This is a genomic window from Streptomyces sp. SCSIO ZS0520 (assembly GCF_025643355.1).
Classification (GTDB): Bacteria; Actinomycetota; Actinomycetes; order Streptomycetales; family Streptomycetaceae; genus Streptomyces; species Streptomyces physcomitrii.
The window spans coordinates 3,947,239-3,959,428 of sequence record NZ_CP092644.1 but is presented as its reverse complement, the minus strand read 5'-3'; the positions used below and the strand labels follow the sequence as shown (position 1 = coordinate 3,959,428).

General features: G+C 76.3%; 9 protein-coding genes and 3 pseudogenes. 5 read left to right on the top strand and 7 right to left on the bottom strand.

All coding sequences use genetic code 11. The features are described 5' to 3' along the window. Nucleotides 1-408: 408 nt before the first annotated feature. Nucleotides 409-1,134 (bottom strand): annotated as a pseudogene (locus MID12_RS15275) (response regulator); the annotation flags it as partial. A 444-nt stretch (nt 1,135-1,578) separates the two neighbouring features. Between MID12_RS15275 and MID12_RS15270 the strand changes: the two are divergent. From MID12_RS15270 to MID12_RS15260, 3 genes and pseudogenes are all read left to right on the top strand, one after another. Then, nucleotides 1,579-2,262 (top strand): annotated as a pseudogene (locus tag MID12_RS15270) (glycosyltransferase family 2 protein); the annotation flags it as partial. A 176-nt stretch (nt 2,263-2,438) separates the two neighbouring features. Then, a complete protein-coding gene (locus MID12_RS15265; RefSeq protein WP_078844987.1) occupies nt 2,439-3,074 on the top strand; it encodes a DUF2064 domain-containing protein in 636 nt (211 codons plus the stop codon). After that, nucleotides 3,071-3,787: a class I SAM-dependent methyltransferase gene (locus MID12_RS15260; RefSeq protein ID WP_052482369.1), complete on the top strand. Its 717-nt coding sequence runs from the start codon at nt 3,071-3,073 to the stop codon at nt 3,785-3,787. Before MID12_RS15265 ends, MID12_RS15260 begins: the two co-directional genes overlap by 4 nt. A 206-nt stretch (nt 3,788-3,993) precedes the next feature. Here the strand turns inward: MID12_RS15260 and MID12_RS15255 are convergent, their stop codons facing one another. Both MID12_RS15255 and MID12_RS15250 read right to left on the bottom strand, forming a co-directional pair. Beyond that, nucleotides 3,994-4,635: a hypothetical protein gene (locus MID12_RS15255; RefSeq protein WP_317633387.1), complete on the bottom strand. Its 642-nt coding sequence runs from the start codon at nt 4,633-4,635 to the stop codon at nt 3,994-3,996. Continuing rightward, nucleotides 4,632-6,098: a molybdopterin-dependent oxidoreductase gene (locus MID12_RS15250; protein WP_263167817.1), complete on the bottom strand. Its 1,467-nt coding sequence runs from the start codon at nt 6,096-6,098 to the stop codon at nt 4,632-4,634. Before MID12_RS15250 ends, MID12_RS15255 begins: the two co-directional genes overlap by 4 nt. A 510-nt stretch (nt 6,099-6,608) precedes the next feature. On the opposite strand from MID12_RS15250, the gene MID12_RS15245 reads away from it, so the two are divergent. Beyond that, nucleotides 6,609-8,060 carry a hypothetical protein gene (locus MID12_RS15245; protein WP_411577063.1) on the top strand — a complete coding sequence of 484 codons (1,452 nt, stop codon included), beginning with the start codon at nt 6,609-6,611 and terminating at the stop codon, nt 8,058-8,060. A gap of 43 nt (nt 8,061-8,103) precedes the next feature. Here the strand turns inward: MID12_RS15245 and MID12_RS15240 are convergent, their stop codons facing one another. The 4 genes and pseudogenes from MID12_RS15240 to MID12_RS15225 all read right to left on the bottom strand — a co-directional run bounded on the left by MID12_RS15240 (nt 8,104) and on the right by MID12_RS15225 (nt 11,163). After that, nucleotides 8,104-8,478 (bottom strand): fluoride efflux transporter FluC, encoded by a 375-nt coding sequence (locus MID12_RS15240; RefSeq protein WP_263167816.1) that lies wholly within the window; start codon nt 8,476-8,478, stop codon nt 8,104-8,106. Between the two features lie 287 nt (nt 8,479-8,765). Next, nucleotides 8,766-9,083: pseudogene (locus MID12_RS15235) on the bottom strand (DUF190 domain-containing protein); the annotation flags it as partial. 244 nt (nt 9,084-9,327) lie between these two features. After that, entirely contained in the window at nt 9,328-9,732 is a 405-nt protein-coding gene (gene crcB / locus MID12_RS15230) for a fluoride efflux transporter CrcB (RefSeq protein WP_317633386.1), read from the bottom strand. Nucleotides 9,733-9,987: 255 nt separating this feature from the next. Continuing rightward, nucleotides 9,988-11,163: a hypothetical protein gene (locus tag MID12_RS15225; RefSeq protein ID WP_263167812.1), complete on the bottom strand. Its 1,176-nt coding sequence runs from the start codon at nt 11,161-11,163 to the stop codon at nt 9,988-9,990. A gap of 466 nt (nt 11,164-11,629) precedes the next feature. Here MID12_RS15225 and MID12_RS15220 point away from each other — a divergent pair, with 466 nt between their 5' ends. Continuing rightward, the gene (locus MID12_RS15220; RefSeq protein ID WP_263167809.1) at nt 11,630-12,031 is read left to right on the top strand and encodes a hypothetical protein; all 402 of its coding nucleotides are present in this window, start codon (nt 11,630-11,632) and stop codon (nt 12,029-12,031) included. The last annotated feature ends 159 nt before the right edge of the window (nt 12,032-12,190 follow it).

The window sequence follows — 12,190 nt, the reverse complement described above, 5'->3', positions numbered from 1 at the left end:
GGTCTGCCCGGGATCGTTGGGTTCAGACTCGGCGGTTCCGGGGGCGGGGGGCCGAGGAGTCGTGGTTCCGGGGGTGGGAGTCCGAGGAGTCGTGGTGCCTGGATCGGGGGTCCGAGGAACTCCGGTCCCTGGAGCGGCTGTCCCGGGATCGGTGGTCCTGGGATTGCCAGTCCTGGGATCCCCGGGCCTGGGATCGGTGATCCCGGAACCGCCGGTCCTGGGATCCGTGATCCCGGAACCGCCGATCCTGGGATTGGTGATCCCGGAACTGCCGATCCTGGGATTGGCGGTCCCGGAACTGCCGGTCCTAGGACCGGCAATCCCAGGACCACCGATCCCAGAACCGCCGGTCCGCGGATCGCCGACCCCCTCACCGCCCGGGTCGCCCGCCGGGCCGCCCCCGGACTCACCCCCCGCTTCGAGGCGATAGCCCACCCCCCACACCGTCTGGATCAACCGGGGCCGGGCCGGGTCGTCCTCGATCTTGGCGCGGAGGCGGCGGATGTGGACCGTGACCGTGGACAGGTCGCCGAAGTCCCAGCCCCAGACCTCGCGCATCAGCTCCTCGCGTCCGAAGGCCCGGCCCGGGTGCCGCAGGAAGAAGACCAGCAGGTCGAACTCCCGCACGGTGAGGGCGAGTTCGGTGCCGTTCTTGGCGGCCCGGTGCGCGGCGGGTTCGGCCCGGAGGGCGCCGGCCCGCAGGGTCTCGGGCACCGGTTCGCGTGCCGCGGCGGCCCGGCTGCGGCGCAGGACGGAGGTGACGCGCAGCACGAGTTCGCGCGGGCTGAAGGGCTTGGTGACGTAGTCGTCGGCGCCGACCTCCAGGCCGAGGATGCGGTCCTCCTCGTCGCCGCGCGCGGTCAGCATGATCACCGGGACCGGGCCCTCGGCGCGCAGGCGGCGGCAGACCTCAAGACCGTCCATGCCGGGCAGCATCAGATCGAGGACCACCAGGTCGGGGCGGCGTGCGGCGGCCCGGGCGAGCGCGGCGGGCCCGTCCGCCACCCGGTCCACGCCGAACCCGGCCCGCTCCAGGTACCCGGCCACCACCTCGGCCACGGTCGGATCGTCGTCCACGACCAGGACATGTCCCGCGGAGGCGGCGGGCGGCTCCCCGGCGCCGGGCGCTCCCACGGCGGACGGCTCCCCGGCGCCGGGTGCTCCCGTGGCGGACGGCTCTCCGGCTCCCGGTGCTCCCGCGGCGGAGGCACCGGCCGCCGGTCCGCCCCTGGACGTACCGCCCGCCGGTCCGCTTCCGGACGGACCACCAGCAGGCCCGCTCCCGTACGTACTGCCCGACGGTCCGCCCGGGGACGTACCACCAGCCGGTCCGTCCCCGGACCCGCCGCCCGACGGTCCGCTCCCGGACGCCCGCTTCCCCCCAATGGCCGAACCGGTCTCCTCTGGCGCGGGCGGTTCCGGATCTGCTGACTGCTGCATGCGGCAAGCCTCCCACCGGGCCCGCGTACGGGGGGTGGTGTGGAGGGCGGCGGGATCGGACGTCCGCGTTTCGTAAGAAGCTGACGTCCGCGTTTCGTAAGCAGTTCGCTTCCATTTTGCCCGGAATGTCTCCGTAGGCTGAGACGCGTGACTGCCTCCTTCCCACTCCCGCGCGCCGACCTGGTGCTCCCGTGTCTCGACGAGGCCGAGGCCCTGCCCTGGGTGCTCGGCCGCGTACCCGCGGGCTGGCGGGCGATCGTCGTGGACAACGGCTCGACCGACGGCAGCGACCGGATCGCCCGCTCGCTCGGCGCCACCGTGGTGTACGAGCCGCGGCGCGGCTTCGGCTCCGCCTGCCACGCCGGGCTGCTCGCGGCCGAGGCCGAGTACGTCTGCTTCTGCGACTGCGACGCCTCGCTGGACCCCGCCCTGCTCGACCCCTTCGTCCGGCTGCTCGCACAGGGCCGGGCCGACCTGGTGCTCGGCCGCAGGCGGGCCCGCGGCCGGGGCGCCTGGCCCGCGCACGCCCGCGCGGGGAACCTCGCGCTCGCCCGGATGCTGCGCCGGCGCACCGGCCTGGCCCTGCGCGACCTCGGCCCGCTGCGCGCCGCCCGCCGCGCCGAACTGCTCGGCCTCGGCCTCACCGACCGGCGCAGCGGCTATCCGCTGGAGATGGTGGTACGCGCCGCCGACGAGGGCTGGCGGGTGGCGGAGCACGACGTGCCGTACCTGCCGCGCAGCGGGAAGTCGAAGGTGACCGGGACCTGGCGCGGCACCTGGCAGGCGGTACGGGACATGCGCGGCGTACTCGCCGCACCCCCGCGCCCGGGCACCGCCCCGGCCCGCGACCGCGACCGGGAGCGGTTCGACGACGACCGGGAGCGGTTCGGCGATCAGGACCGGCTCGATGAGGGGGACCGGATCGATGGGCGGGAGCGGCGGCCCGAGGAACGGGAACCGCGGGAGGCGTCGCGGGCGCGGGGCGAGGTGAGGGGACGGTGAGTGCCGCCACGCTGCTCGTGCTCGCCAAGGAGCCCCGGCCGGGGCGGGTGAAGACCCGTCTGGTGCCGCCGTTCAGCCACGAGGAGGCGGCCCGGCTCGCCGAGGCCGCGCTCGCGGACACGCTGCACACCGTGCTCGCGCTGCCCGCCGCCCGCCGCGTCCTCGTCCTCGACGGCGCCCCCGGGCCCTGGCTGCCGCCCGGCTTCGAGGTGTGGCCGCAGTGCCCGGGCGGGCTCGACGCCCGCCTCGCCGCGGCCTTCGCCGCCGCCGAGGGGCCCGCCCTCCTGGTCGGCATGGACACCCCGCAGCTCGCCGCCCGGCACCTCGCCCCCGCGCTGGCGCCGGACGCCTGGACGGACACCGGGGCCTGGTTCGGGCCCGCCGAGGACGGCGGCTTCTGGGCGCTCGGCCTCGCCGTGCCGGACCCCGCCCTGCTGCGCGGCGTCCCGATGTCCACCCCGCACACCGGCGCCTACCAGCGGGCCCGGCTGACCGGCGCGGGCCTCAGGGTGCGGGACCTGCCGGTGCTGCGGGACGTGGACACCGCCGCCGACGCCACCGCCGTCGCCGCCGAGGCCCCCGGCAGCCGCTTCGCCGCCACCCTCGGGCGCCTCGCCGCGGGGGCGAGGTGAGTACGGCCCGGGAGGCGGCACCGCCCTGGTGTACGGCGCCCGGCGACCCGTACGCGCAGGCACTGCGCGCGGGGCGCGGGCCGCTGTTCCTGCGCCGCCACGACGGCTGGCTGCTGCCGCTCGACGTGGAGCGCTGGTGCGCCACCGCGGACGAGGCCGACCTCGCCGCGCTCGGCCGGTGCGAGGGCGCCGTCCTCGACATCGGCTGCGGCCCCGGACGGCTGGTCGCCGCGCTTGCCGGGCGCGGCAGGCGCACCCTCGGCATCGACATCAGCCAGGCCGCCGTCGCCCACACCCTCGCCCTCGGCGGCCAGGCGCTGCGCCGCTCGGTCTTCGCCCGGCTGCCCGGCGAGGGGCGCTGGGGCACGGTGCTCCTGCTCGACGGCAACATCGGCATCGGCGGCGACCCCCGCCGCCTGCTCCTGCGCTGCGCCCAACTCCTCGCCCCCGGTGGCCTGTTGATAGCGGAGACGGTGCCGCTCGACGTGGACGAGAGGCTGTGGGTACGGGTCGACGACGGCATGGGCCGCAGCAGCCCGCAGTTCCCCTGGGCCCGCCTCGGCACCGAGGCGCTGCTCCGGCACGCCCGCCCACCGCTGTGGCGCACGGCCGACCACTGGACCACTCCGGAAAGGGAGTTCGTCTCCCTGCGCCGCAGTACGGGTGTGGCCCCGGCGGCGGCCATGGAGGCGGAGGCGCCGGGGCGGGGCTGAGCCCGTTCCGCTCCGGGTGCGTGAACTCGGAGCGGTGGCGGTCGAGTTGGGGACCGCCGCCGGGGAGGTACGCGGTCGGGGCCGCCTCGGTGGCGTACGGCGGCCCGGAACCGTACGGCCCGGACCGCTCGATTCGCCGTTGCCCGGGGCCGGTTCAGCCCGCTGTGGTCGGGCGCCGGTCCATCTTGCCGTGGTCCGGCGCCCGTTCACTTCGCGGGGGTACGTGCGCGGTGCCGGGCGCGGGCCGCCCGCAGCAGGGCCCAGGCCGCGGAGAGGGCGAAGAGCGCGGCCGTCACCGCCAGCCAGCGGGGCAGGAACACGTCGGGGGACAGGCCCGTGGCGCCCGCGTACTTGGCCGGGCGGCGGCGGGTGATGAGCGGCAGCCAGATGATCAGCAGGAGCAGCGAGAGGGCGGCCGGCACCCGGAGGTGGTTCACCCGGCCGCGGCGGCGCCCCCGGAACAGGCTCCGCAGCGCGCGGTCGGCCAGCGCGTACAGCGGCAGCAGCACCAGGTCGTGCAGGAGCGCGGCCCCGGCGAACCACAGCAGTACGCCCCACCAGTCGTCCTCAAGCAGCCGTACCCCCGCGTAGCAGGCGAGCGCGAAGGAGGCGGCGAGCAGGAGGAGGGTGACCGGCCCGGCACCGACGAGGCGGGCCGCACGGCGGCGCAGGCCGTCCCGGGCGGTACCGCTCCGGGGGCGGTGGCCGCGGGCCGGGCGGCCACCATCCGCGCGGTGGGGGCGAGGCGGCCGGTCCCCGGCGGGGGGCTTCTCGTTCTCGGGGCCGGAGGAGTTCTCGGGACCGGAGGAGTTGTCGGGGGCGGGGGAGTCGTCGGGGCGCGGGCTCACGTCAGGTCTCCGAAGGTCAGCCGGGCCACCCACTTGGTGTTCAGGACGCCGGGGGCGGCGGGGACGATCACGCGGGCCGGGAAGCCGTGGTCGGGGGTGAGGGGGGCGCCGTTGACGGCGAGGGCGAGCAGGGAGCGCGGGTCGGCGACCTGGTTGGCGCGCAGCGCCGCCCGGCGGAAGGCGCCGCGCGTCTGGAGGGACTCGACGAGCAGATCGGGCAGCGGCCCGTCCCGGTACCCGGCGAGCCGGGCGAGGTCCCGCAGCCGTACGCCCCGCCAGTCCTGGTCCGGCGTCGACCAGCCCTCCACGCAGGCGATCGGCAGCGCCGCCCCGTACTGGCGCATGGCGAGCAGGTCCGTGCGGCTCAGCCGGACCGTGCCCGCCCGGCCCTCGACGGCCAACCGCCAAGCCTCGCCGGTCTGCTGGACCCGGACGCCCACCGCGGCCATGGTCTTGTTGATCTGGAACCCGCCCGGTCCGCCGCCCGGTTCACCGCCGCCGTGCGGGGCGAAGAGCGCCGTCTCGCGCAGCGGGCCGCCGATGCTCTGCCCGACGGTCGTCACCACCAGCAGGGCCGAACCGGCGCCCACAACTCCCAGTGCCCCGCGCCTCGTCAGGGTCCCCGGGGCGGGATCGGGGGACGCCAGCTCGGCTCCGGTGGACGCCAATCCCGTTGCGGAGGCGGCCAGTTCGGCGTGGGCGCCATGGGGGGCGGTGCCGTGAGTGCCGGTGCCGGTGCCGGTGCCGGCGTGGGTGCTGGCGCCGGTGCGACTGCCGTCCTCGTCCTCGTCTTCGTCGTGCTCGCCGTCGTGGTGTGTGTCGCCCTTGCCGCGGGTCCCTCGCGTACGCAACTCCCCGCTCCGCAGGGTGCGCAGGGCCTGCGGGAAGCGCAGGGCGGCGTGCAGGGCGAAGGCGGCGAAGAAGACCCAGGCGCCGTAGAAGTGCAGGGGGTAGAAGGAGCCGGGGAAGAGGTAGTCGAGCTGGATGTTGAGCACCCCGGTCGCGAACTGGAAGAGCACGCCGCCGACCAGGAGCAGCAGCGAGAGCCGTTCCGCGCCGTGCGCGAGCGAGCGCACCGGCGGCAGCGACCAGAGCCTCGGGACCACGGACCAGAGCTTGGCCAGGACCACGGGGATCAGGGCGAGGCCGAGGGTGACGTGTACGCCCTGGGTGAGGCGGTAGAGCCAGTGCGGGTCGGTCGGCCAGTCGAAGAGGTAGAAGCCGAGGACGCCCTTGTCCGGGGTCTTGTCGTTGACCGGCGAGAGGGAGGGGTTGTACGCGGCGTAGGACAGCAGCCCCGTCACGAACACCACCAGGAGCCCGAACAGCAGGACGAGCCCGAGGACCGAGGTGAACCAGGGCCCGCGCAGGGGGCTGCGCCAGAAACCGGGCGAGGTGGGCAGCACCGGGTGCGCGGGCGGGCGGAGACGGATGCCGGTGCGGCGATGCGGGGTGGTGCGCATGCCCCGAAGGTATGCCGCACCGGCGGCGCAGGCGGGGACGCGGCGCATGACGAAACCCTGACGCCGCAACCAGGGATCTGACAGTTGTGTGACGCCACGGGGTCGCACCACGGGATCCGCCCGCCCGGCGCCTAGCGTGCCCACGTGACCCGCGACGACCTCACCCCCTCCGGGGGCCTGCCCGGCGAGACGGGGAGCATCGGCCCCGGGACCGGCGAATCCGGGACCGGTGGACCTGGGACTGGCGAACCTGGGACCGGCGATCCTGGAACTGGTGGACCTGGGACCGGTGAACCTGGGATCAGCAATCCCGGGATCAGGGAGACCGGCACCGGTGATCCTGGGAGCGGCGATCCCAGGACCGGCGAACCCGGGATCAGGAACACCGGCACCGGCGGCCCCGGACGCGGCGCTTCTGGGAGTACCGCTCCTGGGAGTACCACTCCTGGGACCGGCAATCCCAGGAGCACAGGTCCCGGCACCAGCGATCCCGGCACCAGCGATCCCGGGATCAGCGATCCCAGGACCAGCGACCCAGGGACCGGCACTCCCACGACCACCAAGTCCACTCCCCCACCCCCACCACGCCACCCCCACCCCCGCTTCCCCCGCTACCCCGCCCTCCGCCCCGATCTGCTCGCCGTGCTCTGCGCGCTGCTGCTGTTCGTGGCCGCCGCGGTCGTCGGTACCCGGATCGAGGACCGCGAGGGGACGCTGCACGTCGGCTGGCCGCCGCTGTACGCGAACTGGGATCCGCACGGGGGCCCCGGCACCCCGGCCGCCCTCGCCGTCGCGGTGCTGGTGGTCGGCTTCGGCCCGTACCTCGCGCGCAGGCTGCCGTGGCGGGCGCTGCTTGTCACCGTCTGGCTGGCCGCGATGGCGTGGACCTGGTCGCTGGCGCTCGCCGACGGCTGGCGGCGCGGTGTGGCCCGGCGGCTGGCCACCAAGTACGAGTACCTGCGGTCCGTCGACCGCTTCGACGACATCGGCGCCACCCTGCGGGACTTCACCCGGCACATCCTCATCGACTCCCCGGACCACTGGCCCCCGCACGTGGCCGGGCACCCGCCGGGCGCCACCCTCACCTTCGTCTACCTCGACCGGATCGGGCTCGGCGGCGGCGCCTGGGCGGCAACCTTCGTACTCACCGTGGCCACCTCCGCGGCGGTCGCCGTCCTGGTCGCGGTGCGGGCGCTGGCCGGGGAACGCCTCGCCCGCCGCGCCGCGCCCTTCCTGGTGCTGAGCCCCGCCGCGGTCTGGGCGGGGGTCTCCGCGGACGGCTACTTCGCCGCGGTCGCCGCCTGGGCGGTGGCCCTGCTCGCCCTCGCGGCCACCCGCCGGGAGCGGCCGGTACTCTCCCTGGCCTGCGGCTTCGGCGCGGGCCTGCTCTTCGGCCTGACCTGGTACCTCTCCTACGGACTCGTCCTGTTCGCCGCCTTCGCGGGCGCCGTGCTGCTGCTCACCCGCACCGCCCGCCCGCTGCCCGCCCTCCTCGCGGGCGCGCTCGTGGTCCCGCTCGCCTTCACCTTCGCGGGCTTCGCCTGGTGGGAGGCGTACGACATCCTGGTCGACCGCTACTACCAGGGCGCGGGCGGTGTCCGGCCCTACGGCTACTGGGTCTGGGCCAACCTGGCCTGCACCACCCTGCTCCTCGGGGCGGCGGGGGTGGCGGGGCTGCGCCGGGTGCTCGCGGCGGCGCCCCGGACCCTGCGGGCGGTGCGCACCGGGCGCCTCGGGCCCGCCGAGCGGTTCACCGGACTGGTGCTGACCGCCCTCCTGGTGCTGCTCACCGCCGACCTGTCCGGCATGAGCAAGGCCGAGACCGAACGCATCTGGCTGCCCTTCGCCCTCTGGCTGCTGCCCGCCGCCGCCCTGCTCCCCCGCCCGGGCCGCCGCGCCTGGCTCGCCGCCCAGGCCCTGCTCGCCCTCGCCGTCAACCACCTGCTCCTGACCGGCTGGTGAGCCCCCGGGCAGGCGGGCCGCCGGACCACGGCCCCGGGCCGCCTCACGCCCAGAACACCTCGCCGAGCGCCACCCCGGCGAACACCGCCGCAAGCCCGGCCACCAGCGTGCCGCCGACATTGGCGAGGGCGAGCAGCCGGGTACCGGGCCCGGCCAGCCGGAGGGTCTCGTAGGAGAAGGTCGAGTACGTGGTGAGGGCGCCGCACAGTCCGGTGCCGAGCAGCAGCGCGAGCCGGGAGGAGGCGGCGCCCGCGCTGACGGCGCCGGTCAGCAGGCCGAGGGCGAGGCTCCCGGCGACGTTGACGGTGAGGGTGCCCCAGGGGAAGACGGAGTCGTGCCGGGTCTGCACCGCACGGTCCGTCAGATGCCGCAGCGGCGCCCCGACCAGCGCGCCCGCGATCACCAGCAGCCAGTTCACGCGGGCGGCTCCGTATCGTCGGCATCGTCGGCGTGTGCTCCGCGGGTGCCGGATGATCCGTGCCTGCCGCGCCACCTGTGCGATCTGTGCGAACTGCGCCCACCGTGAGCGCCGTGGGCTCCATGCCCACCGTGGGCTCCGTGCGCGCCGGTGCCGGGAGCCTCGCCCGGCGTCTCCGCCGTCTCGGGCGCCTCCTGCCTCTCGGGTGCCTCCCGCGTCTCGGGTGCCTCCCGCGTCTCGGGTGTCATCGGCGTCCCCGCCGTTTCCGCCGTTCGCGCTGTCCCCGCCCCGTCGAGGGCCACGATCTCGCAGGCGTCGAGTACGGCCGTGCCCTCCGGCACCAGGCCCCGCAGCCGCGGCAGGAACTCCCGTACCCGCTGCGCCGCGTCCACGATCACCACGGCCACCGGCAGGTCCTCGCTCAGCGACAGCAGCCGCTGGGTGTGCACCAGGGACGAGGAGCCGAAGCCCTCGATGCCCCGGAAGACGCTCGCCCCGGCGAGCCCGGCCTGGTGCGCCCGGTGCACGATCTCCGCGTACAGCGGCCGGTGCCGGTACTGGTCGCTCTCCCCGACGAGCACCGTCAGCCGCAGTCCCGACCGCACGGGCCAGTCCTCCCGCGTTTCGCTCGGCGCATCCCGGGACTCCCTCCGCGCGTCCCGGGCGTCCCGCGCGCCTCGCGCATCCGGTGCTTCCCGTACGCCCTGTCGTCCGTCGTCCGCGTCCGGTGTCATGGCGCTTCCTCCCGGTGTCGTGAACCCTCAAGCCTCCGGTTCGCCCGGCCGCCCTTCCCCCTGGCCGACCCGCCGTTCCGCGGGGCTGTTTCCCGTTCCTCCCGGCCGGTGCTCCTCATGCCGGTCTCGGTCGTCCTCGGGCGCGCACCCGGGCGAGCAGGGCGCGGGTCAGCGCGGCGGCCGACCAGACCGCGAGCAGGGCCCCGGCCAGGGTGAGGGCGAGGGTCGCCAGGGCGAGGGGCAGGCGGTCCCGGTCCGTCAGGCGCTGGATGTCGGCGGCGTAGGTGGAGAAGGTGGTGAAGCCGCCGAGTACGCCGGTGCCGAGACAGGGGCGTACCAGCGGGTGCACCGAGCGGACCTCCGTGATGAGGGCCATCAGGATCCCCATCAGGGCGCAGCCGGTGACGTTGACGAGCAGCGTGGTCCAGGGGAACTCGGCGGGCCCGGTCGGCCAGAGCAGCGCGGCCCCGTACCGCGCCGAGGCCCCGGCGGCCCCGCCCGCGGCGACCACGAGCAGCACCGGCCCCTGCCCGCGCGGCCACGACCACCCGGCCACCCGCCCGCGCGCAGACCGCGGCCACATCCGGGCGAACCGCTGACGCCGTACGGAGAACTCACGCCGTACGGAAAGCTCCGGCCGTACGGAAAGCTCCGGCCGTACGGAGAACCCGTGCCGTCCGGCGAACCCCCGCCCGGCGGCTGCCGAACCGCGCGGCTCCGGCGGCCTCGGCGGCTCCGACGGCCCCAGTGGCTCCAGCGGCTCCATGGGAAAAGGCTAGAGCGGCTCCGGGCCCGCCGCGCGTCCCCGGGGGCTGCCGTCCGGCCACCGCAGGAGGGCGCCGAGACCGCCGAGGGGCGCGGGGGTGCCGGGTTCCGGGTGGACGAGGATCACCTCGGCGCCGGACATGGCGGCGGAGCGCAGCAGGGCGTCGTCGGCGCGGGCCGGGAAGGGCTCGCTGGCGCCGAAGTGCTGCACCTGGGTGCGCCGCAGGGCGAGTTGGTCCGGCTCCGGGCCCGCCCAGACCTCGCGGTGGGTGTCGGGGCCGCCGGGGCTCAGGACGAGTTCGGCGATGCGGTGCGCGCGGGCCGCGTCCATCAGCGCGGGTACGCCCTCGGTGGCGTCGACGCGGCCCGAGGCGGGGGTGCGGGCGGCGAGGAAGCGGTCCAGCTCCTCGTGCGTATGGCGGGCCAGGAAGGCGCCGCGGGCCTCGGCGACCTCCGCGTCACCGAGTTTCGCGGCGGCGCCCCGGCCGCCGTGCGGGGTCTCCACCACCGAGGCCCGCAGGTGCTGCGGCAGCTTCTCGTGGACCCAGCGGCGCTCCCGCGCCCCGCCCGCGAGGATCACCAGGCCCGCACCGGTCTGCTCCACGCACTCCTGGAGCGCCCGCGCGACGGCGAGGCCGTTCTCCTCCCAGCCCTGCTCCTCGCCCGGCCCGCCCGGCTCGGCCAGCGGGAAGTGCCGCTCCGACCAGTCGGCCGCGGAAGTACGGCGCACCGGCCACTCCCCGCCCGCGCTCTCGCCGGTGCCGCCGCCCCCGGTGGCCGTCCGCACCTCGAAGGCGGCGCCGCCGCGGTCCAGGTAGGCGATCAGGCAGAGCGGCTCGTCGGGCGCGTAGTCGAGCAGCGGGCCGAGGTGCGGCAGTGGCGCCCAGGTGCTCGCCGTGGTGAACGGCGGGCGGTGCGTCAGCGGCGGGTCGAGCACCACCTCGCCGTGCGCCGCGAAGACCGCGCGCCCCGGGTGCCCGGCCCCGTACGCCGCCGAGCCGAGCGCCTCCCGTACCGCCCGGCAGTTCGCCTCGTCGGCGCCCTGGGCGGCCAGCTCACCGGCCACCGCGCGGGCCTGCGCGGCGCGGTGCTCCGGGGTCGCCTCCTGCTCGGCGGGGGTGGCGGCGTAGGCGCTGGCCCAGGGGCCCGGGCGGTCGAAGAGCGGGGCGAGGGGGGCGAGTTCCATGGCTCCTCCTTGGCTCCTGCTTCTCCTCCTTCTCAGCGGGACGAGGAGGCGGCGGGCACCGGCGGGGCCCGCGGCACGGGACCACCGGTCCGGCCGGGCCGCAGGCGGGCACGTCCACCAGTGTGCACCTGGGCACGGGCGGCGCGCAGGACACGCAGGGGTGGCGCGCAGGACACGCACGGGCGGCGCGCGGGACGGCGGGCCCGCCCCGGCAGGACGCGGTACGTCGGGACCTGGCCCCGCCCGGCAGGACGCGGTACGTCGGGACCCCGGCCCCGCCCGGCCGGTCGCGGCAGCTCGGAACCCGGCAAGTTCGCGGCAGCTCGGGACCCCGCAAGGTCCCGGCAGGTCGGAGCCCGGCCCCGACTTGCCGCCCCCCGCCCCCGGGTGTGCTCTGGAAGGACGAGCCGCCCGCCCGGCGAGGCCCGCGGAGCCCGGGCCGGGGGCCCTGCGAGAGGAGTGCGCCATGGCGCAGGCAGTGCACGTACGCGGCAGCCACTCGGGAGCCGCTCAGCAGCGGGTCACCTCACCGGCCTGGGCGGTGGTCCTGCCCGTGGTGCTCGGCGTCCTCTACGGACTCTGGGCCGCCGGCATCCGGCGGCACGGCGGCCCGCCCACCCTGGAGAACGTGCTGTTCGGCGTGGTCTGCGGCGCGATCATCGCCCTGGCCTGCATGGTCCTGCACCAGATCGCCCACCTCCTGCCACCCCTGCTGCGCGCCGCGAGCTGGGCGGGCTTCACGGGTATCGCGGTCGGCTTCCTCTACAGCCAGAGCGGCATCTCGGTCCTGCGCTGCGCGGGTACGGCCCTCGCGGTGGCCGCCCTGGCCTTCGTCACCTTCTTCTACCGCTACTACACGACCGAGTAGCGGGAGAGCCTGCACCGCGCCCGCACCCGTACGACCGCCCGGCTCCGCGAACGAGCCGGGCGGTCCCCTGTGTCCGGAGGAGGCGGCCCCGAGCCGACGGCCAGTACGGGGTGCACAGCATCCCCGGCCCGGCTCCACAGGCAAGGGGAGGTACGCCAT

Coding starts and splice junctions, on each gene's coding strand:
- MID12_RS15220 (WP_263167809.1), top strand. CDS start 11,630: ATGGCGCAGGCAGTGCACGTACGCGGCAGCCACTCGGGAGCCGCTCAG.
- MID12_RS15225 (WP_263167812.1), bottom strand. CDS start 11,163: ATGGAACTCGCCCCCCTCGCCCCGCTCTTCGACCGCCCGGGCCCCTGG.
- MID12_RS15250 (WP_263167817.1), bottom strand. CDS start 6,098: ATGCGCACCACCCCGCATCGCCGCACCGGCATCCGTCTCCGCCCGCCC.